The sequence below is a fragment of the Bacillus sp. FSL M8-0256 genome (genome assembly GCF_038005765.1).
Classification (GTDB): Bacteria; Bacillota; Bacilli; order Bacillales; family Bacillaceae; genus Bacillus; species Bacillus safensis.
Map to the genome: position 1 here is coordinate 3,810,468 of NZ_JBBOTU010000001.1, position 24,191 is coordinate 3,834,658.

Genomic DNA, 24,191 nt, shown 5'->3' on the forward strand with positions numbered 1-24,191 from the left:
TGTCAATCATGACAAACATACATGAACGAAATATTGATGGAAAAACAAAATTAGTCGGTCTTCTTGCTACACCAATCGGGCACAGCCTTTCACCACGTATGCATAACCTTGGCTATACATTAACAGGTATCAACTATGCTTACCTTGCATTTGAAGTAGGGAATGATGAACTAGAAGCAGCCGTAAACGGTATGAAAGCAATGGGTGCAGCTGGATTTAACGTCTCTATGCCGAACAAAATGAAAGTACTGGATTACTTAGACGAACTAGATGATTCTGCAAGATATACACGTGCAAGTAACACTGTAGTAAACAAAGATGGTAAGCTCATCGGCTACAACACAGATGGTCTTGGATATGTGAGAAACTTAATTGAACATGGCGTTGAATTAGCCGGCAAAAAAGTCACACTTGTTGGCTCTGGCGGCGCGGCAACTCCGATTGCGATTCAGCTTGCACAGTCCGGCATTCGTGAAATTAGCATTTTTGCTCGTAATGACCAATACTTTGTTCAAGCAGAAGAAAATGTAAATTACATCAACAACGAAATGAAATCTTTCGGTGTCAAAGCAAACATTTTCCCACTTGAAGACAAAGACGCGTTCCGCCGTGAAGTAGCAGAAAGTGCGATCCTGGCAAACGGGACAAGCCTTGGCATGAAACCACTAGATCAGCTCAGCATTATCGATGATACACTTGATGTACTTCGTGAAGATTTGATCGTGACAGATGTTGTGTACAACCCGCAAAAAACAAAGCTTCTTGCACAAGCACAGGAAGCTGGCGCCAAAACCATTAACGGTCTTGGAATGATGCTGTGGCAAGGTGCACTTGCTTACAAACTCTTTACTGGTGAAGATATGCCAGTTGATCAAGTAAAACAAATTCTTTTTGAAAATGACCGTTTCTAAAATAAAAAAGACAAAGGGCTAAAATGATGATCATTTTAGCCCTTTGTTTTATTTTCAGCGTGATATAGGAACGGATTTAACATTCGTGAGTACCGGCTCAGAGGCCTGACAAAGGATGCGAGGATTTGCCTACACGCTGAGACGACTTCCTGCGGAGGTCGTCTTTTTTTAATCATGTGCCATGACTTGGCGGTATCGATACAGGATATACAGTGCGCCGATAATGGCCGCAACAGCCACCACTGCATCGAACATAAAGATTTGTAAAATGGACGCGTGACTCTGAATTAAACCTGTTACGACCGGGATGACGATAGCCGACACGCCGCCCGCTGTAGAGATAATCCCAGTCATCGTCCCTTTGTTTCTCCAGAAGAATTCAGCCATCACAGTTAACGTCAGCTGAAAAACTCCTGCCGTTGAAAATCCCAATACAAAAGCATTGACGGTTCCTATAACTGGTGATTTCACGACCAAGAGCACACAAATGGAAACAAGTGTAATGATTGGATAGATCAGCAGTACAGTGACCGGACGGACAAAGCGGCGCAGCAGAAACGCGAGCATCACGACAGACAGCAGCCCGCCCATGCTATAGTAACTGAGCAGTTTTACAGCACTGCCCGATGTCATCCCCAAGATGGCCTCACCGTACGTAGGAAGCCAAATTTGCGGCAGCGCATACAGTCCATTTGACGTAAAGCTGATCACAATGAGCGCGATCCCTTCTCTCCAAAATGTAGGCTCTGTCGAGAAGCGCGGAAGTCCGTCATGCTCCGTTACCTGGACTTGCTCCACCTTGCGATGATTCGGAAATGGCAAGGTCCACAGCATCAAGACATTCACAAGATAGATCAGAGCAGGAACAAAAAATGCCATTCCATAAAACAAATCATGCTCTGCTAAAAAGTAAATCGCCAGTGGCAAAATGGTTGCCCCAATGGAGATAAAGGCCTTCACCATCACATTCGCAGATCCCGAGTTTTGCGGAAACGCCTCCATTAACGCAGGATACGTTCCTGCATCCATTGCCGAATTCGCGACCCCTGCCAAAATCGCAAACGCAAACGCGATTTGATAATTCGGAGACAACGGGATTCCGATGAGGAACACCGCCATCAGCACACCAGAAACCAGAATGACCGGCTTACGCCCAAAACGATCTGACAGTACGCCTGATAAACCATATGTGAGCACCCTGCCAATGCCAAGCGCCGAAATCATATAACTAATTCCCGCACTATTGGTATCTAATTGTTTGATTAAAAATGGCATATTTGAAGCCAAAATAATATTGACCATACCCAATAAAAAATAATTAATATACAGACTAGAAGCCGTTCTCACATACGGATTCCTCATCCTGACACACCCCTCAACACCATCGCAATGAAGTGACAAATAATGGTTACGCTTACAAGATCTCATATGTGAGGAAGAACAGCTTTGCAGCCTTCACGTTCATACATCTCATCATGTCATGCAGCTCACAGCTTACACGCCCTTCATGTATCAAGCATTTCTTCAATTTTTCACTGCTCTTATTTTATACGAATGCGAAAGGTAAAGATAGTGAATTGCTTAAATTTGAAGGGAATTCATTGATCAAGCGTATGACACCATCGATAGAAAAAAGGAGTGGTTAACTGCCACTCCTTAAATGATGTCTCAATTCTGTTCATCGTTCATTTTCAATCCATTTTGACGAATGACTTCTTGATACCAGTAAAAGCTTTTTTTAGGTGTTCGATTTAACGTTCCGTTTCCATCGTTATCTTGATCAACATGGATAAACCCATAGCGCTTTTCCATTTCAGATGAGGAGTAACTAATTAAATCAAGAATTCCCCAGCTGGTGTAACCCATTAATTCGACTCCATCTTCAATGGCTTCCAGCATCTGCTGGAAATGCTGCTCGTGATAGCTAATCCGATAATCATCATTTATCTTTCCATCTTCCACCTTATCGTATGCACCTAATCCATTCTCAACTATAAATAGTGGTAGTTGATAGCGATCGTATAAGTCATTTAAAGAGATACGAATTCCAATCGGGTCGATCTGCCAGCCCCATTCACTCACTTCTAAATAAGGATTTTTCACTCCGCCTATTGTATTGCCGCTGACAGTTTCCATGCCTTCACTATTTTCAGTAGCAACTAAGGAATTGTAGTAACTGAATGAAATAAAATCAACCGTATGCACCTTTAATAACTCGTCATCTCCTAGTTGTTTCTCAATGTGAATGTTCTTTTCTTTAAACAGTCGATTGATAAAACGCGGATACTCCCCGCGCACCTGTACATCCGTGAAAAACATATTGAACTGATTGTTCTTTGATGCTTTTAGAACATCCTTTGGATTACAAGAATACGGATACGTTGTTAATTTCGTCAGCATACACCCTATTTTTGCCCCCGGGATCATCTCGTGACAATATTTAACGGCCAACGCACTTGCAACAAATTGATGATGCAATGCTTGATAAACGGCCTGTTCTACATTGTCAAAGCGCTCTGAAACGATTCCACCACTTGTAAATGGATGTCGGACAATGCTATCAATTTCATTGAAAGTCAGCCAATACTTGACTTTATCTTTGTATCGATCAAATACCACTCGACTAAATTTCACAAAGAAATCAACGACAATGCGATGAGACCATCCTCCATATTGATTCACTAAATATAGCGGCATTTCATAATGAGATAACGTGACGAGTGGTTCAATATCATGTTTCTTCATTTCATCGAATAGGCGGTCGTAAAATAATAATCCCGCTTCATTTGGCTCTTCTTCATCACCGTTTGGAAAAATACGCGTCCATGCAATCGAGACACGTAACGTCTTCAATCCCATTTCTTTGAACAACGCCAGATCTTCAGGATAACGATGATAAAAATCTACACCTCTTCGTTTTGGATAACCTTCAGCGGTATCTGCACGCATTGCTTGCTGAATTTGTTCTTCATCCACTTTATTGTGCTTTTTATAGTCAGATTTACTGAGACCTTTTTTAAAGATCGCCACATCAGCAGTCGATAACCCTTTTCCGTCTACATTCCATGCACCTTCTGCTTGGTTTGCCGCGATGGCGCCACCCCATAAAAAACCTTCTGGAAATTTCTTGATTTGATTAGACATGTTTCTTCCTCCTCAAGACTATGCGTTATTTCTTTGAACCACTCGATTGACATGAATAATTAAATACATTTTTTCGTCATTGGATATAGTGTAATCAACATTTGTTTTTATATATTTCTCGATTTTCTCCACACATTTTACTTCTTCGGGGTATTTCCTCATGATTTGATCGATTAGATCGTGATCATCTGTTTCGAGCATTTTATTCTCAAGCAAACGCTGAACAAAGAACTGTAAATGTGTTAAAAATCTAGAGTAATTAATCGTATCTGTCGGAATGTCGATCTTATAATGCATTTTGATAATATTTAAAATGTCTTTGACCATATTGGTCATCATTACGATTTGATTTAAATTATCTTTGGTCTGCTGCGCATTCACTAGATGAAATGCAATATTCGCCGCTTCTTCTTCAGGCAGCTGAATGCCTAATTGTTTTTCAATCAGCTCTAGTGCATGCAGACCAATACTGAATTCCTCGGGGTAAAATTTCTTTACTTCCCACAGCAGGCGATTTTGTATCGTTAAATTTTCCTTAAAGCGCTTCGTAGCCATGAAAAGGTGATCGGTTAAAGAAATATAAAGATGCTCATTTAAGTGTGTAGATAAACGGCGCTTCGCATAGGATATAATCTCATCTGTCATGATTAAAAATTCCTCTGGGGTCTCCCTCATAAGCTCAGCTAAATCATTAGACGTGCTTTGATCTTCTAGCACATAGATCTTTTGAATATCGGACTCTTGAATAAGACTGCCTGGCTTATTTTTAAACCCAATCGCCTTACCCATTACGATGATTTCCTTACCGTCATCTCTTTTAGCGAGAACCACACTGGTATTCAGCACTTTTATAATTTCCATACCCTATCACCTTCCTGGTTACATTCAAAATCGATTTATAAGACTGTTAAAAGTGGCTGCTGATGACCAGAAACAGGATTCGTTTTTCCCTCTTGGGGTAAAATTTCTAAATAATCAGCTGTATTTGTAATAATGACTGGTGTTGTTGTATCATAGCCAGCTTTTTGTATACTCTGTTGATCAAATTCAATTAGAAGTTGACCTAGTCTTACTGTATCACCTTGTTGAACATGTGAAGTGAAAAATTGTCCATTTAAGTTAACGGTATCAATACCAATATGAATCAGAACTTCCACACCAAGGTTGGATTTTAGACCAATGGCATGATTTGTATGGAAAATCATTTCCACTTGCCCATCAAAAGGAGCGAATACTTTCCCTTCACTAGGTTGAATCGCTGCACCTTTCCCCATCACTTCTTCAGAGAATACTTTATCATTCACTTTGGCTAAAGGAATGATGTCTCCTTTCATTGGTGCATAAATGACTTCACGATTTCTTGTGCTTTCTGATGTAGAGACAGGCTCATTTTTCTTCTCGATGTTTTCAGTTTCTGCCTCTTTAAAGCCGATCATGTAAACAGCAATAAACGCGATGACCGCTGCCGTGACTGCACCAATAATAGCAAACGTAAAGTTTGAAGTCCCTTTTTCAATAAAGATTGGCATCGTTGCAATACCAGGTGAAACCATCACAAACGCTTTCAGCTTAATCAATCCAACAAAAATACCTGAAACTCCTGCTCCAATCATACATGCGAGTAATGTTTTCTTGAGTTTTAAATGAACGCCGTATAATGCAGGTTCTGTTATCCCAAATAAAGCAGAAATTCCTCCGGACATTGCAATTTGTTTTAACTTAGGGTCTTTGGTTTTAAAGGAAACAGCCAAAGCACCTCCACCTTGCGCAAAGTTCGCCGCTAGCATGGCCACTCCGATAAGAGCGTCGTATCCTGGTGAAGCAAGGGACGCGATAACCACTGGATAGAACACCTTCTGCATCCCAAACATAACGATAAAAGGTAAGAAAACGGCTAAAATGGCAACGGCAGCCCATCCTGCCGTTTGCTGGATCCAAAAGACCCCTGCGGCTAAACCTGCACCAAGATACATACCAAGCGGCCCTAAAAACAGTAAGCCAATCGGAGCAACAATAATCATCGTAATTAAAGGAACCATAAAGATTTTGACCGGTCCCGGTGATAATTTATCTGCCAGCTTTTCTACATAAGACATCAGCCAAACAATGAGTATAATCGGAATAACGGATGCGCCATAAGAAACAGCTTTCAGTGGAATACCCGCAAAGACAACTGGATCACCACTGCTAAACAGGGCTGTTAAGTTAGGATGCAGCAATACCCCAGCTAAAGCCATTGATACCATAGGGTTTGTACCAAATTTTTGTGAGCTTGTATAGGCTAACAAAATAGGTAGGAAGAAGAACGCTGCATCTGAAATGATTTTCAATACCAAATAGGTTTGGCTGTCTTCTTTCATCAAATTCAGCATTGGCAATAAAATCAGTAATGCCTTCAACATTCCTGCCCCGGCAATTGCAGGGATAATCGGTGCAAAAATGCCAGTGATCAAATTGGCAAAACGATTGAAATATCCTTTCAAGCTATGATCTTTTTTCTGTACAATTTGTCCGCCGCTTGCTTCCGGATTTTGATCAATCAGTTTTGCAAACTCTTTATACACATAACCAACATCATTGCCAATAACAACTTGATACTGACCTGCTGTATCTGCTACTTGAATGACGCCATCAAGGCGGCTAATTTCTTCAGAGTTTGCGAGTGAGGAGTCTTTTAAAGTCAGCCTTAATCTCGTCATACAGTGGATGGAGTTTTGAACGTTTTCACTTCCACCAATATGTTTAAGAATATCTTGAGCTAAGTCTTTATGGTTCATTAAAGTCACCGCTTTCATTTTTGATTATAGGAGCTCAGGCAACAAAAAAAGACCTGGATTGGGCGGGAATATACAAATACAGATATCCCATCCAATCTAGGTCTTGCCTGCCGAACAGTAACACGCCTTATTGAATGTACGCATTATTCTATTTTTAACTTTCCATCGTTTCATGAAACCGCTTTTAACATGTTAATATCTTTATAGTAATGAATTATCTTCACAAAAGCAATGTTTTTCTGACAAATCAAATAATAAATTGATTAAATATAGATCAAAGAGCACTGTTATATCATCTAATCGTACCTATAATTAAGAATGATAAAGTCATGATCTTTCAAATAGAGACCGTCTAAATTCAAAGTTCATGTAGCTTAATTCGTTCATTAGGTGCTTTCTTCTGCTTTTTCTTTTTAGGGAATCCATTTTTATATTTCTGTTGTTATACATAGAAATCACCTTTTAGGGTTACTTTACTCTTTTAGTACTCAAACACTTAGAGATTTTAATTAAACAAAAGCACTTGTAACCTAAAGGACTAATCAAGTGCCCGAATCATTATGTTTCTAATCGTCAATATGATAATTAATCTTCGAATATTTCTGGTATTTTCTCTTTCCAAATTAACAACAGCTTTATGAATTCTTTTGTTTCAATTTTATTTTCATGAGGTTCTTCAATTCTATAATGATGTTCAACCATTGTCTCTTCTCTTTTAATACTTACACTGGTAGCATTCAATGTAATTTCAAAGGTTTCATAAACTCCATCTATAACATTTTGAATATATTCTATAACTCATCCACTTCTTCTGTTGAAATATCTTGGATAAAATCTGAGAAAATACTTATTTATTCTGGGAGTATTATTGCTAAGTCACCAAATTGGTCTTCCTTAAATTCATATGAATACTTCATATAAGTTAATCACCTTCATACTAAAGGTATAGTGAATTTATACAGTCCAACTCATCATCTGTTTCAAAGCCACAAAATTTAATCTTCATTTATTTGCTCGTTAACTTCTTCTAGATACTTTTCTGTATCCAAATAAGATTCAATAAGATTATCTAAAAATTCAACACTAACCTCTCGACTATCTTCATAAATATGCATTTTAGCTCCAGCTTTTTCTAGTAAACTGATAATTTTTTTCATCTCTTTCAATTCATCAATATCTAATAAATTATAAGATAAAATAAAATCATTTTTATTTATTGCTTCTTTTATTTCAGAAATACTTTTATCTGTATGTTTTCTTAGAATCGAGATATATTTGATTTGATTATCATCTTTCTCTATTCGCATTTTCATTTCAGGCATTTATTTTCTCCTCCATAGTTTAGAAATCGTCAATAGGTTTAATTCTTTCTCCAGGCAGACTGTTCTTCCAATTACCTCCATGCCAACCATTAAAATGTTCATTTGGTGTAGCTGGATATATAATTTCACCTTTGTTCGCTAAATGTGGATATTGTGATGCACTGTAAGAATGGTGACCTTGCACAGTTTTTCCATCTACTTTAGGCTTCTTACCATTTAGAATATCACTTAATTGCTGCTTATCCCAGTTTCTGGTTGGATCCTCTTTATTCAAAATCCTTTGACGTTCCTGATACCAAAACTCATTCACACCAGTGTTTCTATGTTTGGCAAACTTTTTATTCCATTTATAATTTTCGTATTCTAATTTCGTAATCGTCCTATTCTCAAATTTGTCTTTCAACTCTTTCATCTTCTTAGCGCTTAACTGCTTTCTTTGTATAGGGTGCTTCTTTAAATCTAATCCCTTGGTTCTTTCTGCTATAATTTTCTCAGCAACTTTTTGTTCACCGATCCTCAGACTACCATTGAAGCTCTTTTTACCAAACGGCAAAAGCATCCCGAGCGCTGCGTTCATACTAGCTTCCTGCTGTTCTTTCGAAATCTTATTTCCAAACATGTCTCGGCCTGTAATTGCTTCGCTGAAGCCGTTGGTGGCGGTGAGGCCATATAAACCTTTTTGAGATGTTTTCAGGGCGTCAAAGGATTTTTGTGATGTCTTGTAGATATCGACTGCCCTGACTGCGGCTGATGTGGCTTGGGTCGTTTTATAGACAGCTTTTCCGCCTTTGAAAATGCGGCCTGCCCAGCCGACGATTGGGATGTAGCCTGCTGCTGCCATGCCTCCTGCCGCGACTCGCTGGCCTGCGGTGAGTTCCTCGCCTGTGATTGGATCAACGCCTGTTGCGGCACGTTTTGCATCGTTTACGCCAGTCAGTTCATTCACGATGTTTCCACCATAATCGAGGGCTTTTTCATACCAAGGGCGGTTGGCGAGGGCTTCTTGTTCCTTTGCGATCTTACGGGCTTCTTCTTGTTCTTTTTTGATTTTCAGATATTCAGAAGTTTGCTTCTCAATATCGCTCTTTGCCTTGTAGATTTCGCTATTTTGATACGCTTTCTTGTCAAAATTCATAGGCGAAATCGCTTTTCCGTCATTTGTCGCATTCATCATTTCAGCGTACAATGCCATTGTAGCTTGCTGTTCCGTCTCTGACAAAGCATATTCATCTTTTAAATTTTGATCGAGCTCTCTTAGATCTTTGACCGTCTTTTTTCGTTCATCTTCCGCATCTTCTATTTTTTCATCAAAGGTTTGACTATCAAATACCTCTAGAGAAATGAGGTCATCAATGTCTTGAAAAATGGTTTTGAGTGCCTTTTTTTGATCCTTTACAATGCTTTTGGCGTTTTTGATGCCCATATGTACTGCGTTGTCTAAAAAGTGTTCTTCTATAAAGGTATCACCGCCAAAGCTCGTATCATCCAGTGTCCCAGAAACACCTTCATGAAAGGCTTTTTGCTTATCAATGAAGCTAATAAACATGTCTACATTTCCAGCGAGCTCTTTATAAAAGCTTTTAATGTTATCGGCACCTTTCCCAGTGAAGTCGTCACCGAGGTTGGCCACACCTTGTAATGCCTTTTTTAAATCTACCATTTGTTCGCGGAGTTCCTGATAGTGTTTTGCCCTTGTGTCCATGGCACTTGTTAGTGCTTTTGCATCAAGTATCTTGCCCAGAAGAAGTCACTCCCTCCATGATTGATCATAAAGTCTATTTTACCGTGACCTTCAAAACGGAAAAATAGGCTAAATGACATAAAAAATGGAATAGACTCTCTATTTAACGGTCAAATAAAATAAGCCAGACAACGCACTTTGCTCTGTCTAGCCTTACCTTTATGCTATTTATAAACATTAGTTGGCCCTTTATACCAGACTATGTGATAGAACTATTAGAACATTAATCCCTGTTCAATCTTTTCAGTGATATGAGATAATGCCAACTAAAACGAAAGGAGAATCAAATTGTATAAAGGAATCATTTATGCAATTATCGTGATATTCGGCTTTTGGATTTTTCTACAATTATCCTTGAACATCAATATCTTTCAAAACCCAATGAACTATTTTATTGTTATTATCCTCTTTTTCCTATGTATTCAGGCGTTATTGAAGCGTAGACAATAAAAAATCACTCAGGTACATACACTTTTTTCAGAGGTAATAAAGATCTTGTCTCAGCTGGCATATGCTCATACCAATGTACAATAAGATTTACGAGTTCTTCTAAATCCACTAGGTGAACTTCATTATGTTTCGCAACAGCTTTGGCATTTGAAGTGAATCCACCAGTAGAAACGAATAAACTATTTGCATTCATGGGATTAGCCCCTAATAATTGTTGTACTTCTGGGGAACTAGCTGAGGTTTGCCGATGCTTAACTTGTACTTTTATAATAGGTTTTTCAAATCCAAATGCATCTTTATAAGCTAATACATCAACACCGCCATCAGGCCCTTTTGGGCTTACGCGAACATTGTATGACATGGCTTGCAGTAAGCCCCCGACTAGATCTTGCATCTGCCACGGATCCAGTTTATCTACCTTATCTGCAATCATAACAGTTGCTTTGCTGACTAAATCTTCAATAATTTCATCTTCTTCTGTTTCATCTTCGTATGCTGCAATAGAAGTAGGGTTCTTGAGTAAATGTTCAATCTCTTGCCCCCAATCATCTACACGAAAAACAGTTGATATAGAACCGAGGCTGTTCTTAGCTGGTTGACTGAGGGAATCTCGTTTAACGGCGATTGGCTCCCAATTCACCTTAATATGATTTGGATACATTTTATCTCCAATTGCTTCATCAAAAAAATGCGGAGCTGTCACAGTACCTACTCGATATTCACGACTCTCTTTTAAATATGTAATGATTCGATCTCCCTTTTTAATTTCTCTACTGAACCTCCATATCTGACTAACCCAGCTTCTCCTTGTAAAAGGTTTGTTCTCGGCGAATATGACATCAGCTCGATCATTCATCTCTTGCTTTGTTTGATATTGTTTTGGATTACCTAATTTCGGCCACCCAATCGATGCAATACCTTCCTTTTCCCATATTGAAATTAACTCATTTTGGTCACCCGCACGAACCATCCACCATTTCGTCATTTACGATCTCTCCTATTCCATCCCACAAATATTCTTACTAAATTATAAGACTTATTTCTTGTGAACAAAAGGATATACTCACCATTTTTGTCGAAAGAAACAGAAAAGCCCGGACAAGCGAATACACGCTCAACCGGGCTTCTATTTTCCTTTATTACACTTCTTCACCATTCGTTGCAATGACATTTTGATACCAAGTAAACGAATCTTTTTTAAGGCGCTTCATTGAGCCGTTTCCTTCGTTGTCGCGGTCAACGTAGATCATGCCGTAGCGTTTTTTCATTTCGCCTGTTGTGAATGACACGATATCAATGATGCCCCAAGGTGTGTAGCCAATAAGGTCCACACCGTCGTATTCAATCGCTTTTTTTAGTGCTTCGATATGAGAAGCGAGATATTGAATTCTTTCTGGATCGTGAATAGAACCGTCTTCTTCCACTTGATCTATTGCACCAAATCCATTCTCTACGATGAATAACGGGATTTGATAGCGATCGTAAAAACGATTCAATGTATATCTTAAGCCTGTCGGGTCAATGGACCAGCCCCAGTCACTTGATTTGATATAAGGGTTATCTACACCATGCGGCAGGGCTCCGTTGACAATGTCTCCGTTGTGATCAGACACCGTATCACTTTTAACCGTTGTCGACATGTAGTAGCTAAAGCCTAGATAATCCACTTTCCCTTTTCTTAAGCTTTCTTCATCGCCTTCTTCAAATGGAATGTGATAGCCTTCGCGTTCGAATTCTTTTAATGCATAGCTCGGATAGTAGCCGCGCACCTGTACATCAGGGAAGAAATAGCGCTGTCTCATATATTCCTCTGCGAGCATGACATCCTCTGGATTTGAGGAATACGGATAGATTGGCACGTGAGAAACCATCGCTCCAATTTGGAAAGCAGGATTGATTTCTTTTCCTTTGGCTACTGCCCATGCACTTGCAAGTAATTCATGGTGTCCTGCTTGATACATGACTTCTTTGGCATTTTCGCCTTCTTTGACTGATACCCCTGAATTTGTCCAAAGGAATAGTGGGTTGTTGACATCCATTTTGTTATTGATTTCATTAAATGTCATCCAGTATGTGACCTTGTCTTTGTATCGATTGAAGCACACTTCTGCGAATTTCGCGAAATACTCAGCGACTTTTCGGCTGCGGAACCCGCCGTACTCTCTTGCTAAATGGAGCGGCATCTCAAAGTGAGACAGCGTAATCACAGGCTCGATGCCATGCTTGAGCAATTCATCAAAAACATCATCATAGAACTGTAAACCTGCTTCATTCGGTTCCGCTTCATCTCCCTTAGGGAAAATCCGGCTCCAGCCGATCGATGTACGTAAGCATTTCAAACCCATTTCGGCAAACATCGCGATATCTTCCTTATAACGATGATAGAAATCGATCGCTTCATGATTCGGATAAAATGTTCCTTCTTCTACCGTTTCAGTTATTTGTCTCGGTACTCCGTGAGCACCTGCTGTCATCACATCTACAACACTTGGGCCTTTTCCTGCTTCATTCCATCCACCTTCAAATTGATGTGCAGCTAATGCTCCGCCCCATAGAAAATCTTTTGGTAATGTCATTATTCATTCCTCCTATTTCACAATTGTGATCATGACGTCTGTTGGCTGACATGTCGATTGTTCTTCTACAATCACATCTTCATACGCTTGTGTATTAGTGATGATGACGGGTGTGATTGTTTTTAATCCCTTGCTTGCAATGGCTTCTTGATCAAATGTCATCAACAAGTCACCCTTCTTCACCTTGCTACCTTCTTTGATATGAAGAGTAAATGCTGAGCCATCTAGGGAAACCGTATCAATTCCTACATGAACGAGTAACTCCACCCCGAATTCTGAACGCAGTCCAATTGCATGCTTTGTCGGCGCAAGCATGACGACACTACCGTCAAACGGTGCATACAGTTTATTGTCTGTCGGTTCAATCGCAAACCCTTTGCCCATCGCCCCCGAGCTAAATACGGCATCAGGCACTTCAGATAACGGGATCACTTTCCCTGCAAGCGGTGCAGGGATTGTTTCTTCATTATTCATCGAAGCATTCATTTTTTCTCCAACTTGATCTTTATCAGACGTTGCACCGGCTGTCTGTTCCACTGTATCTTCCCCATAACCAAACATTTGAATGAGCACAACTGGTAATATCAGCGCAATTGCGACACCAATCAATATGCCGATGATCGATGTTGGATAATCTGAACTAATTCCGTTTACAATCGTCAGTGGACCAGGCAACCCTGCATACGCAAAGTAATAAGGCGTAAAGAAGCTGGCAGCAATCGCACCGACCGCTCCAGATATACATCCGAAAATAAATGGTTTCTTGAAACGCAAGGTGACCCCATAAATCGCAGGCTCAGTAATTCCAAAGAGACCTGTGATTCCCGCTGAAACCCCGACTTTTCGTGTTTCGCGGTTTCTTGCTTTTAAAATAACCCCTAACACTGCGCCGACCTGAGCGATAACAGCGATGGTTTGATATGCCTGGAAGGAGTCACGTCCATATTGTTCAAAGTTGGCGAGCACCATTGGTGTAATGCCCCAGTGAACACCGAAAATGACAAGCACTTGCCAGAAACCTCCGATAATGGCACCTGCTAAAGCTGGGATATTTTCTGCTAAGAAATTGTATCCGTTTGCAATCCCATTTGCACCGGCTGTCGAAAGTGGACCAATTAATAGAATGGTTAACGGAACCATGACGACCATACAGATAAATGGGACAAATAACGGTTTGACCACCTCGTGAATACGTTTGTTTAAAAATCTCTCTACATATGAAAGGATCCATACCAAGAATAGCGGCGGCAAAACAGATGACGTATAAACCGTTTCAGATAACGCTATGCCTAAAAAAGTAACGCCTTCCCCTGAGGCCACGCGTCCAGCAATCTCCGTCCAAGCTGGACTGACAAGCGCTGCTGTACACGCTACGGCGATATACATATTCGTTTTAAAATGCTTGGCTGCTGTGATGGCGATAAAGATAGGCAAAAACGTAAACGGCGCCCATGAAATAAAGCTAAAGACTTCATACGTTCCCGTTTTCGAGAAGCTTGGAAATAATAAATTAATGAGGATAAGTGCACCTTGTAAAATACCTGCTGCTGCCAAAATATACACAAATGGCGCAAACACAGCAGACATGGTCGCGATGACACGGTTCAGCACCGTTCCCTTGTTTTCATTTGGATGATCATCATCAGATGGCTGCAGCCGAACAAGGCTGGCAAAATGCTCGTATACCTCACCAACATGCTGACCGATAACGACCTGAAATTGACCGCCGTTTTCCACCACGGTAATGACGCCAGGCATTGCATTAACTGCTTCCTTTGCCTTTGGATTCGAACGTTTCAAGACCAAACGCAGCCGTGTGGCGCATCTTGCAGCACTCACCACATTTTCTTCTCCGCCAACTGCCTCTAAGATGTCTTCTGCAAGCTTTTGATAATCCCTCACTTTTGACATATAAACCCCCCCTTTATCACTTCTAGTATATGTACATTATAATTATACCTGTACAATTTATCAATACGTATATAATTTCAAATAGCATATCAAAGGAAATTTGGTATGTGCTATAATACAAAGACAATAAATCGTGAAAACAAAGAGGAATAGCCATGTTAAAGTATCAACAAGTTGCGAGCGATATTGAAAAATATATTGTCACCCATGAGATGCAGCAAGGGGATAAGCTCCCTGTACTCGAAACACTCATGAGCCAATTTGCTGTGAGCAAAAGTACCATTATCAAATCGTTAGAATTACTCGAAAAAAAAGGAATTATCTATCAAGTGAGGGGCAGCGGCATCTTTGTTCGAAGACACCGGCGCAAAGGCTACATCAGCCTTTTATCCAACCAAGGGTTTAAAAAAGATTTAGAGGAATTTCAACTGACATCAGAGGTTTTAATGCTAGATACCATCAAACCGTCCGAAGAAGCTGCACTTAATTTGAACATTGAACAAGCAGAGGATGTTTTTTATCTAAAACGAATTCGTTACATCAATGGACAAACCTTATGTTTAGAAGAATCCTATTACCGAAAAACGATCATTCCTTATCTCAACACAGAAATTGCTGCCGACTCTGTTTTTAAATTCGTCAGTGAAGGGCTTGGACTCAAAGTCGGCTTCTCTGATATGTACTTACAAGTAGGCAAACTAAACGAAACCGAAGCAAAGCACCTCGGCCTCAAACAAGACGATCCCGCCCTTCGCGTCGAGACGGTCTTTCATCTCACAAACGGCCAGCCCTTCGACTTCTCGAAAATCACATATAACTACATGCAATCCCAATTTTTTATTCAAGCGAATAATTATTATGGATGATGGACGGAAAAAGCCTTCTGAGAGTATCAGGAGGCTTTTTTTTACTATTATCTTTCAATCTTCAAACATTCCCTCCTTCTTTCTTGAGAAGAAAGACCATCAATCGCCACATCACCATAATAAATGTCTAAGTGATCTCCTTTACCAATTAGAGCAACTGGAAAAGCATGCTGTTCTAGCAGGCACTTTTCAAACTCATTTGGATGAATCTCGACTTCAATTTCATGTCCAATGAAGGCATATTCAAACGTAATCGTATGATAAATACCCACAAGACAGCGTATGATCTCCTGCTGAAAATGAATAACATCTTGAGAAACAACCTCTGTCCAATTTAAACTGAGAACGAACCCTACATAACCTGTTTCTTTTTGTATGTTGATGGTCATATCATTTAGCTTCGACCCCGACAATTCAAATTCTGTATAATAACCTGAAAAGTCATCGTCTTTGAGGATGTTCTCTTTAACACTGTGTTCAATCCATGTTTCTCCGTCAGGGTCCAGACTAAACTTTACTTTCGTAATAGACATGTCTTTTTGAACTAGATAATCAATCAATTGGCGAAAAGTATTTGGTATATAAATGGTCTCGAAAAAAACGAGTCCGATATTGATGTATCCACCCAGAGCTATGTCGCATCCCTCACTTCATTTTTTCTTTCATTATACTTTATTCAAACTATTATTCTGCGAAAACTCCCTCTATTACATGAACATTTCCGATTTAAAACATCAAAAAGATTCATTTTACGAATGCATCAAACAAACTTATGATTAACGTAACAAGAGTGTATAGGAGGGTTCGTCACATGAGAGACATTAGAGTGTACCACGTCGATGCGTTTACAACTGAGAAATTTGGAGGAAATGCCGCTGGGGTGGTGTTGGATGGTGAGTTTTTGACAGAGGATGACATGCAGAGCATCGCCAAGGAGTTGAATTTACCGGAATCCGTCTTCTTGCTGCCTGCCCATGATCAGGAAGCCGATTATCGTGTCAAATACTTCACCCCGACGGAAGAGGTCAATTTCTGCGGGCATGCGACTGTTGGATTGACTTGGCTTCTGGCGACGGAGCTAGGACTGGCTAAAGAGAGATCAGGGGTTGTGTTAGAAACAAAGATCGGCAATGTGCCTGTTGTATGGAATGAAGAAAACGGCAAGGTCGTTGATGTGGAAATGACGCAGGTGACACCGAAGACGCGAGATTTTGTCATCGATTTAGAAGAGCTTAGTGACATGCTTGGTGTGAGCAGTGACCGCCTTGATCCTTCCTATCCTATCAAATTAGCAAACACCGGTAACTGGCATCTTCTTGTTCCGATGAAGGACCAACAGGACATTGATCAAGCGGCACCGAACTTAGCGGCTTTAGCTAAAATGAATAAAGAGCATAGCATCTCGACAACCCACCTTTATACGTTTCACCCCTCAAAAGAATGCGATCTTTATACGAGGGATTTTGCACCTGGGATTGGTATACCCGAAGATCCTGTGACAGGGGCAGCAAACGGAGCATTGGCTGGATATCTTTATTTGGAGGGTATCATTTCTCAGCAAGAAATCACTCACCTGAACATTGCCCAAGGGGATGCCATCGGCAGACCTGGCTTGCTTCGTATCACAGTCATTCCAAATGAATCAGAGCCGGTGATCAAAGTGGCAGGCGCAGCTGTCATCACGATCCGCGGCGTGTTAACCTTATAAAACATCAGCTTGAATGGGGACTTCCTGTTCAAGCTGATTCTATTTAAAATGATTTTTGACCGTTTCGATCCACCTCTTGGCCGATGGGGAAGCTGTTTTGAATGATTTGAGCGCCAAGTTGACCTCACGAAAGACGCTCGTCTCCAGTGGAATGACTTTCGTATGAGGTATGTGCGGCGGCAACACTAATTTGGGAATGATCGTGACCCCAAGCCCTTCTTGCACCATAGAAATGAGCGTATTGTTGTCTTCAATTTCAAACAGAACATGAGGCTTCACGCCGCCTCTTTCTTTTAACAGCTTCTTAACGAGAATGTCACAGCCCGCTTTCGGCATGATAAAGGCTTCATCATGTAACGAGTCCACTTCAATCACTTTCTTCGTATGAAAGCGATGATTCTCTTGAATGAGCACCACCAACTCATCCTGAAAAAGTGGAACGGTCTCGAATTCCCTCGATGACTGCGTTAAAAAACCAACATCAACCGTGCCTGAAGCGATCCATTCCTCAATCTCCTCATAACCGCCTTCATATAACTCCAGCTTGATATGCGGATAGCTTTGCGTAAAAAGATGAATAAGGCGTGGAAGGACATTTGAAGAAAAACTGGGGAATGTCCCAATCTTGATGCTCCCCACTTCCATCCCTTGAATCAGCGCTGCCTCCTGCTCAAGCAATGCCGCATGATGCAAGATTTGCCGGATATGCGGCATCACCCGCTCACCTGCGTCCGTCAACGACAGCCCGTTTCGATTCCGCCGAAGCAGCACAATCCCGAGTTCCGACTCAAGCTTCGCAATATTATGACTCACCCCAGACTGCGTCAGCCCAAGCTTCTCCCCGGCTTTTGTAAAACTGCCGCATTCGACGACTGTTAGAAATACTTTGTATTGGAATGTGATCAGTGTGCTCACCTCGCAAGCTCATATTAGATCCTGGCAAAATTTACTTTTAGATATTTCTTTGATTTTTCGATTTAAATGTTGTTCTATCATTTGAAAACATGCCTGCTGAACCCATAAACGTTTAAATGTATAGAGCTGTTCTTTTTCATCACCATGCAAATCTTCATCTTTCTCCAACTGAAAATCCGTTAAGTCCATTTTTTCATGAACGTGCATATTAGTAAAAACATGAGCATTGTGAAAATCGTGCATATGCTCTACTAAAGATGAGATTGTGGTGATAAAATCATCAAATGTATCTTCTTCAAGCGTTTTTTTGAGATCCAGATTACTATGGACATCAATTGAAATGTAATTATCTCTTTCATCTAATTCTTCTCGGGTAGCTAGCGGGTTATCATGGGTCGTTGCTTTTCTATTTAAATCTGTAATGGAGAAATAAATAATGATTTCTTTTTTATCGAGAAATTCATACTCCCATAATTCTGCATCTCTTAATCTTATGATGCGAGTGAGGTTGTCCAATTTTTAAACCTCCAATTAATTCGTCGTTGCCGACGACGAAGACCTAGACGCTGCTTCATCAGCTTTCACACAATCAATCGCAACAACGAGCGCAATCATCACAGGCTCCATCTCTTCTTTCAAAATATCAACCTTATAGCTGTCACCCCAAGTAAACCATTCCTTCTTCACCTGACCAATCACTTCGCCGTTCTGGAGCACCTGAAAATTCATATCCCACCAGTTACCTTGCACTTCGATCCCAGCAGCATCAATTGAATATTTTGCTTTAAAGAACGTAAACTCTTTTTTAATCGTCAATACCTCTTGACCACCAACTTCTACTAAAAACTTCGGTAAAAAGGTAAACATTTTCTTCGTAATCACAGCGATTTCATGTCGTTCTGTATTCAAAATGGTAAACGTCTTCGGCATCTTCATAAAGCTGCCTTCGACCACATATACATCATTCTCCTGTTGATCCTTTACCGTAAACCTGCCACTCAGACTAAATACTTTCTGCTTCATGTAAAGCTGTTTCATATGTACCTCCGATTCAGTTCAAAAATTTATCCGTTCTTACATTACCTCTGATTATACCAAAAAATAGAATGTACAAAAAACCACCTGCTATCAGGTGGTTTTCGATTACGGATTCATTTTCAGAGATTCTTTTTCATATGTTTGAAAAGCATTTTCCATTCCCATGATGACTTCTTTAATTTTTAGATAACCTCTTGTATAAGGAATAGAATCTCTAATCTCTTCCCACATAAAATGATAAAACTTAAGGTCATCCGTTTCACACATCACAAAATCTGTGTAATCTTTACCTGGAAGAGCTTCAGCATCAAAAAAGCGCACTGTCACATGTTCCTCATATTTCTGCATCAACTCTTGCAGCGAAGCCGCATGGGTTCTTCGCTCCTCTCGTGGTAAAGCAAGCCAAGATGGATAGAACTCTAATAAAACAACCATCATATATTTCATCATCATACCCCCGATTCTTCTATGATGTGATGATTGTACGTCAGATCTAGAGAATGTGCATTAACATAGGTTAATGTTCAGCAGGATGGAGCAGCCTGCTCAGCGAAACCGGAGAAATGCCAATATATGAGGCAATATGATATTGAGCGATACGTTGATGTAACCCAGGATATTTCAATAAAAACGCCTGATATCGCTCAATTGCGGGCAAATATAGCAGTTCCCTCTCACGCTCTTCCTTTCTCGTATACAGCCTTTCTACACTAACCCGAACAAACCGCTCCCACATATGACTTCTATCCATCAACATTTGAAGCAGATCATACGGAATTTCAATCACGATCGAATCCTCCATCGCTTCAATCGAATAAGGAGAAGGCTGCCCGTTAATCATACTTGCATAAGAAGTAGCAAAATCATCTTCCAACGTAAAAGCCACGTTGTACTCCCTTCCATCCGGTAACAAATAGAAGAGACGGAAGAGCCCCGTTATGCAAAAATAAGCATGCTGCACCGGATCGCCAGCCTTGATCATGCATGTACCTGCTTTTAATTGTTTAATCGTTGTTCCTTCTTTGAAGGCTTGCCAATGATTTTGTTCGATTGGATATTTGGATATTTTGGTTTTAAAAGTGTCGTATGGGTCATTTATTTTGTCCATCTGTTTTTTACCTCCTAATAAGGAAAACTCAAGCCTACTTGGGGATTGTTTTTATGATCAATGCTAAAAATAAGTCTGTCACAATACGTGATGCAAAAAAGTCTCGTTTGAGGGAAATCACTCAAATGAGACTTTTTTTAGTGAGTATTTAATAACCATTTACAAAGTAATCAATGGTTTCTAATTCATCTTCTTTCAGTTCTCTGTTCACGTAATGTTGATATTCTTTCGTGATTTTTTGCTTATCTCCACCACATTGATCAGTGAATTTCGCTATCATCCGAAGTTTGTCTGTTTCCTGACGAAACTCCTTTTTTGTCCACGGTCTTTGGTGTGAAGGAATATAAGTATCAGCATCAAAAGCTTCTAACTCATCTAAAAGACGCAATATTTCTTTCACCGTATAATGAACTTTTTCGGCATACATTTTCGGATAAATACAATCACCAAGAAAAAGAATTTTCTCTTCTTTCACATACACGATCACTGAATCTGCCGCATGATCGCCTCCAACCTGCTGCACAATGCAAGTAACCCCGCCAAGATCAATCTCTATCCGACGGTCAAACGTGACATCCGGTAAAACCACCTGAATATCTCGATGACCCTGATATTCTTCCTTAATGGCCTTCGCGCAGAACTCTATCTCCGTTCCTTCCCTCACCCGCTCATCAATCGCCTCATCTGACCACGAAAACGGAACAAGCTTCTCCATTTCCTTTCTTGTCTTTGCAGAAGCAATTGAAACCGTATCAGGCAGCGCTGGCAGACCAAAAATATGATCCCAATGCCAATGCGTGAGGACAACCATATCCGGCGAGGCGTTCTCGTGTTCTAAGGTTTTTTGGATGAAATAGTTCGCATGATCTTCTGAATTACCGGCATCGATCATTAATGTTTTGTTATTGCCTGCGACCATGCCTAGGATGGGGCGGTCGGTAAGTGATACTGGTGTGATGTACCAAAAACTCTGACCTATTTTTTTAATTGAGTGCAAAGGTGCTTCCCACTTTCTGTCATTATTTTTTATCGTTCCGCTGTATATGATTAAGTATATCGAATTTCATTACTCGAAGTAGCACGCGAAGCCAATATTGTGACAATGATCGCGATTGCAACGCCTAAAGCACCTGCCCAAGTAACAGAAGATAGAGAAACCCTCTCTACAAAGATACCTCCAATAGCTGCACCTGCAGCCATCGCCAATTGCATCATTGACTGATTGAGACCTAATAGTATACCTGATGACTCTGGCTCCATTGTAGCTAAGTGATATTGTTGAGTCGGGCCAGAAGACCATGCAGCAAATGACCATAATATTAAAATGAGCAATACTCCAACATAAGAATGCGTAACTAGTGAGAGCAATATGAGCATGATGACATGTAATGTCATTCCACTAATCAGAGTAAAATTCACACCCCATCGATCGGTACTAAATCCACCAAACTTTGACCCAACTAGACTAGCAATCCCGAATACGAGGAGAACTCCACTCAGCAATTTGCTGCTTACACCTGATATATTTAAAAGGTAAGGGGATAGGTAGGTATAGGCAATTGAATAACCACCAAGCCAGAAAAAGGTGATGGCTAATCCCAACACTACTTTTGGTTTTTTAAAAAGAGCGAGTTGTTGAATTAAAGGTACAGGTTTATCCCCTTGGATTTTTGGAATCGTAAGAGAAATTATCACCATAGCTAATAATCCGAGTAAGGCTATTCCTCCAAATACAGCCTTCCAACCAAAGAAATCACTAGTCATTCTGCCAAGTGGGACTCCAATGATCAATGATGCTGTAAAGCCCATTACTACTGTAGCAATAGCGGTACCTTGCTTACCTTTTGGTGCAATTTTTTCAGCAATTGTTAATGCAGTAACTACGACCATCCCCGCTCCAAGAGCCATAATAATTCTTGACAGAATAAATAATTGATACCCAGGGAGGACGAATGCAAGAATATTACCTAGAATAAAAACGCTAAGTGAAAATAACATTAACTTGCGTTTATTCATTCCCGATGTTAAAGCCATTAATACTGGGGTGAAGATGGCATACACAAGAGAAAAAATCGTAATTAACTGGCCGGCTGCAGCTATCGTAATCCCTAATGATTCAGAAATATTATCCAAAATACCAGAGATGATATACTCTGATGTACCAACTAAAAAACTGACAATAGCTAAAATGTAAATCTTTACAGTGTTTGACAATGTAGATCACTCCTTATATATAATACATTTACATATCTAGAATTGTTAATATGTATGAACAAAAAAACATATTACGATAAGTCGATTTGTATTTAATAAATGAAACTGAATTCTGATGTATGAATTCAGTTCATTTATTAAATATTTTTTTCTAGAATCTCAGCAATTTTTTTTATGGCATTTTCATCTCTTTTATAATACGTGTATTTACCTATACGCTCTGTCGTAATTAATCCAGCACGTAGTAAAATTGAAAGGTATTGAGATGCTGTTGATTGCGTCATTTTCAATTTATCTGTTATTTGACTAACACATACCCCTGTAGTATTCATATCAATCCCTTCATGGGGTGTAAAATGACGATCAGGTTCCTTTAACCATTGTAAAATTTGCAATCTGGATTCATTGGATAAGGCTTTAAAAACTTCTATTGGCTCCATACACCCCATTATATCGGTAAATAACGATATGTCAACATGTGTTGTTGGAGAGCCCTTACAACTTTCTATTTTCCTAGGTAATTTATCACCGCTTTAGGCTTAATCACGGTTTTATGCGGGATGGTTATATCTTCTATCCTGGTGCAATGGAGATGTTTGATGGAAAAGGATTAGAGTACTTTTTTGCTGCTTGTACAGCTAAATTTAGCCTTCTCACCCCTCACTAACTTATGATAAGGCTCACCGTGATGCCTTTAAATGAGGTTATTATCTACCAAGATTCTTAAAGTATTATTTAATGTTGGCAGATCTCTAATTAGCTCATGAAACACTTCTCAAGTGATAATGAAAGGAGAAACAATGAAAAATTGTCATTTTAGAACCATCAATTGCGTGAAGCGATTTGATTTTTTGGGACGAAAACAACGACCTGAAAATTAAGCCTACTTGGGATTGTTTTTATTATCAATGCCAAAAATAAGTCTGTCACAATCCGTGATGCAAAGAAAGTCCCGTTTGAGGGAAATCACTCAAATGAGACTTTTTTAGTGATTATTTAATAACCATTTACAAAGTAATCAATGGTTTCTAATTCATCTTCTTTCAATTCTCTGTTCACATGTACTTGATATTCACTCACGATTCTATGTTGATCTCCACCACATAAACCAGTGAATTTCGCAATCATCCGAAGTTTATCTCTTTCCTGACAAAACTCCTCTTTTGTCCATGGTCTTTGGTGTGAGGGAAAATACATATCGGCATCAAAAGCGTCTAACTCATCTAAAAGACGCAAGATTTCTTTCACCGTATAATGGACTTTTTCGGCATACATTTTCGGATAAATGCAATCACCAAGAAAAAGGATTTTCTCTTCTTTCACATACACGATCACGGAATCAGCCGCATGATCTTCTGAATTACCGGTATCGATCATTAATTTTTTGTTATTGCCTACGACCATGCCAAGGATGGGGCGGTCTGTTCGTGATACTGGTGTGATGTATGAGAAGGTTCGGCCTATTTTTTTTGATTGTGTGCATGGTTTGCCTGCTTTCTTAGATTGTATA

General features: G+C 39.9%; 22 protein-coding genes and 1 pseudogene. 3 read left to right on the forward strand and 20 right to left on the reverse strand.

Annotated elements, in window-relative coordinates; all coding sequences use genetic code 11:
• Positions 1–8: 8 nt before the first annotated feature.
• Positions 9–911, forward strand: a complete 903-nt coding sequence (locus tag NSQ76_RS19655; protein WP_024423990.1) for a shikimate dehydrogenase — start codon at positions 9–11, stop codon at positions 909–911.
• A gap of 168 nt (positions 912–1,079) precedes the next feature.
• Here NSQ76_RS19655 and NSQ76_RS19660 read toward each other — a convergent pair whose 3' ends face one another.
• The 10 genes and pseudogenes from NSQ76_RS19660 to NSQ76_RS19710 all read right to left on the reverse strand — a co-directional run bounded on the left by NSQ76_RS19660 (position 1,080) and on the right by NSQ76_RS19710 (position 14,832).
• The gene (locus NSQ76_RS19660; protein WP_341055659.1) at positions 1,080–2,273 is read right to left on the reverse strand and encodes an MFS transporter; all 1,194 of its coding nucleotides are present in this window, start codon (positions 2,271–2,273) and stop codon (positions 1,080–1,082) included.
• A 306-nt stretch (positions 2,274–2,579) separates the two neighbouring features.
• On the reverse strand, positions 2,580–4,055 hold the full coding sequence (locus NSQ76_RS19665) for a glycoside hydrolase family 1 protein (protein WP_135031585.1): 1,476 nt from the start codon (positions 4,053–4,055) through the stop codon (positions 2,580–2,582).
• 18 nt (positions 4,056–4,073) lie between these two features.
• Positions 4,074–4,916, reverse strand: coding sequence for a BglG family transcription antiterminator LicT (licT, locus tag NSQ76_RS19670; RefSeq protein WP_087978672.1), 843 nt, complete (start codon positions 4,914–4,916; stop codon positions 4,074–4,076).
• Positions 4,917–4,951: 35 nt separating this feature from the next.
• On the reverse strand, positions 4,952–6,832 hold the full coding sequence (locus NSQ76_RS19675; protein ID WP_135031587.1) for a beta-glucoside-specific PTS transporter subunit IIABC: 1,881 nt from the start codon (positions 6,830–6,832) through the stop codon (positions 4,952–4,954).
• 585 nt (positions 6,833–7,417) lie between these two features.
• Positions 7,418–7,749: pseudogene (locus NSQ76_RS19680) on the reverse strand (tRNA-Val4).
• 78 nt (positions 7,750–7,827) lie between these two features.
• The gene (locus NSQ76_RS19685) at positions 7,828–8,154 is read right to left on the reverse strand and encodes a hypothetical protein (protein WP_341055665.1); all 327 of its coding nucleotides are present in this window, start codon (positions 8,152–8,154) and stop codon (positions 7,828–7,830) included.
• A 19-nt stretch (positions 8,155–8,173) separates the two neighbouring features.
• Complete coding sequence (locus NSQ76_RS19690) at positions 8,174–9,856, reverse strand: T7SS effector LXG polymorphic toxin (RefSeq protein ID WP_377939249.1); 1,683 nt, start codon at positions 9,854–9,856, stop codon at positions 8,174–8,176.
• Between the two features lie 493 nt (positions 9,857–10,349).
• Positions 10,350–11,330, reverse strand: coding sequence for a restriction endonuclease (locus NSQ76_RS19700; protein ID WP_025093715.1), 981 nt, complete (start codon positions 11,328–11,330; stop codon positions 10,350–10,352).
• Between the two features lie 154 nt (positions 11,331–11,484).
• Positions 11,485–12,924 carry a 6-phospho-beta-glucosidase BglA gene (gene bglA, locus NSQ76_RS19705; protein WP_341055803.1) on the reverse strand — a complete coding sequence of 480 codons (1,440 nt, stop codon included), beginning with the start codon at positions 12,922–12,924 and terminating at the stop codon, positions 11,485–11,487.
• A 9-nt stretch (positions 12,925–12,933) separates the two neighbouring features.
• Entirely contained in the window at positions 12,934–14,832 is a 1,899-nt protein-coding gene (locus NSQ76_RS19710) for a beta-glucoside-specific PTS transporter subunit IIABC (protein WP_341055670.1), read from the reverse strand.
• A 155-nt stretch (positions 14,833–14,987) separates the two neighbouring features.
• On the opposite strand from NSQ76_RS19710, the gene NSQ76_RS19715 reads away from it, so the two are divergent.
• Positions 14,988–15,698 carry a GntR family transcriptional regulator gene (locus NSQ76_RS19715; RefSeq protein WP_341055672.1) on the forward strand — a complete coding sequence of 237 codons (711 nt, stop codon included), beginning with the start codon at positions 14,988–14,990 and terminating at the stop codon, positions 15,696–15,698.
• A gap of 47 nt (positions 15,699–15,745) precedes the next feature.
• Here NSQ76_RS19715 and NSQ76_RS19720 read toward each other — a convergent pair whose 3' ends face one another.
• Positions 15,746–16,333, reverse strand: coding sequence for an Imm64 family immunity protein (locus NSQ76_RS19720; protein ID WP_341055804.1), 588 nt, complete (start codon positions 16,331–16,333; stop codon positions 15,746–15,748).
• A 176-nt stretch (positions 16,334–16,509) separates the two neighbouring features.
• Here NSQ76_RS19720 and NSQ76_RS19725 point away from each other — a divergent pair, with 176 nt between their 5' ends.
• A complete protein-coding gene (locus NSQ76_RS19725) occupies positions 16,510–17,406 on the forward strand; it encodes a PhzF family phenazine biosynthesis protein (protein ID WP_341055674.1) in 897 nt (298 codons plus the stop codon).
• A gap of 39 nt (positions 17,407–17,445) precedes the next feature.
• Here the strand turns inward: NSQ76_RS19725 and NSQ76_RS19730 are convergent, their stop codons facing one another.
• From NSQ76_RS19730 to NSQ76_RS19770, 9 genes are all read right to left on the reverse strand, one after another.
• Complete coding sequence (locus tag NSQ76_RS19730) at positions 17,446–18,321, reverse strand: LysR family transcriptional regulator (RefSeq protein ID WP_341055676.1); 876 nt, start codon at positions 18,319–18,321, stop codon at positions 17,446–17,448.
• 9 nt (positions 18,322–18,330) lie between these two features.
• On the reverse strand, positions 18,331–18,837 hold the full coding sequence (locus NSQ76_RS19735; protein WP_044335725.1) for a hypothetical protein: 507 nt from the start codon (positions 18,835–18,837) through the stop codon (positions 18,331–18,333).
• 15 nt (positions 18,838–18,852) lie between these two features.
• Positions 18,853–19,359, reverse strand: coding sequence for an LURP-one-related/scramblase family protein (locus NSQ76_RS19740; protein WP_044335723.1), 507 nt, complete (start codon positions 19,357–19,359; stop codon positions 18,853–18,855).
• A gap of 105 nt (positions 19,360–19,464) precedes the next feature.
• Complete coding sequence (locus tag NSQ76_RS19745; RefSeq protein WP_024424004.1) at positions 19,465–19,806, reverse strand: darcynin family protein; 342 nt, start codon at positions 19,804–19,806, stop codon at positions 19,465–19,467.
• 70 nt (positions 19,807–19,876) lie between these two features.
• The gene (locus NSQ76_RS19750) at positions 19,877–20,467 is read right to left on the reverse strand and encodes a Crp/Fnr family transcriptional regulator (protein ID WP_149126102.1); all 591 of its coding nucleotides are present in this window, start codon (positions 20,465–20,467) and stop codon (positions 19,877–19,879) included.
• A 148-nt stretch (positions 20,468–20,615) separates the two neighbouring features.
• The gene (locus NSQ76_RS19755; protein ID WP_326483557.1) at positions 20,616–21,464 is read right to left on the reverse strand and encodes an MBL fold metallo-hydrolase; all 849 of its coding nucleotides are present in this window, start codon (positions 21,462–21,464) and stop codon (positions 20,616–20,618) included.
• A 50-nt stretch (positions 21,465–21,514) separates the two neighbouring features.
• A complete protein-coding gene (locus NSQ76_RS19760; protein WP_341055681.1) occupies positions 21,515–22,681 on the reverse strand; it encodes an MFS transporter in 1,167 nt (388 codons plus the stop codon).
• A 137-nt stretch (positions 22,682–22,818) separates the two neighbouring features.
• Entirely contained in the window at positions 22,819–23,121 is a 303-nt protein-coding gene (locus NSQ76_RS19765) for an ArsR/SmtB family transcription factor (RefSeq protein ID WP_025093701.1), read from the reverse strand.
• 556 nt (positions 23,122–23,677) lie between these two features.
• Positions 23,678–24,190 (reverse strand): hypothetical protein, encoded by a 513-nt coding sequence (locus NSQ76_RS19770; protein WP_412676642.1) that lies wholly within the window; start codon positions 24,188–24,190, stop codon positions 23,678–23,680.
• Between the last annotated feature and the right edge of the window lies 1 nt (position 24,191).

Coding starts and splice junctions, on each gene's coding strand:
- NSQ76_RS19675 (WP_135031587.1), bottom strand. CDS start 6,832: ATGAACCATAAAGACTTAGCTCAAGATATTCTTAAACATATTGGTGGA.
- NSQ76_RS19665 (WP_135031585.1), bottom strand. CDS start 4,055: ATGTCTAATCAAATCAAGAAATTTCCAGAAGGTTTTTTATGGGGTGGC.
- NSQ76_RS19750 (WP_149126102.1), bottom strand. CDS start 20,467: ATGGACAAAATAAATGACCCATACGACACTTTTAAAACCAAAATATCC.
- NSQ76_RS19655 (WP_024423990.1), top strand. CDS start 9: ATGACAAACATACATGAACGAAATATTGATGGAAAAACAAAATTAGTC.
- NSQ76_RS19710 (WP_341055670.1), bottom strand. CDS start 14,832: ATGTCAAAAGTGAGGGATTATCAAAAGCTTGCAGAAGACATCTTAGAG.
- NSQ76_RS19685 (WP_341055665.1), bottom strand. CDS start 8,154: ATGCCTGAAATGAAAATGCGAATAGAGAAAGATGATAATCAAATCAAA.
- NSQ76_RS19660 (WP_341055659.1), bottom strand. CDS start 2,273: ATGAGGAATCCGTATGTGAGAACGGCTTCTAGTCTGTATATTAATTAT.
- NSQ76_RS19715 (WP_341055672.1), top strand. CDS start 14,988: ATGTTAAAGTATCAACAAGTTGCGAGCGATATTGAAAAATATATTGTC.
- NSQ76_RS19690 (WP_377939249.1), bottom strand. CDS start 9,856: ATGGACACAAGGGCAAAACACTATCAGGAACTCCGCGAACAAATGGTA.
- NSQ76_RS19700 (WP_025093715.1), bottom strand. CDS start 11,330: ATGACGAAATGGTGGATGGTTCGTGCGGGTGACCAAAATGAGTTAATT.
- NSQ76_RS19745 (WP_024424004.1), bottom strand. CDS start 19,806: ATGAAATATATGATGGTTGTTTTATTAGAGTTCTATCCATCTTGGCTT.
- NSQ76_RS19725 (WP_341055674.1), top strand. CDS start 16,510: ATGAGAGACATTAGAGTGTACCACGTCGATGCGTTTACAACTGAGAAA.
- licT (WP_087978672.1), bottom strand. CDS start 4,916: ATGGAAATTATAAAAGTGCTGAATACCAGTGTGGTTCTCGCTAAAAGA.
- NSQ76_RS19765 (WP_025093701.1), bottom strand. CDS start 23,121: ATGGAGCCAATAGAAGTTTTTAAAGCCTTATCCAATGAATCCAGATTG.
- NSQ76_RS19740 (WP_044335723.1), bottom strand. CDS start 19,359: ATGAAACAGCTTTACATGAAGCAGAAAGTATTTAGTCTGAGTGGCAGG.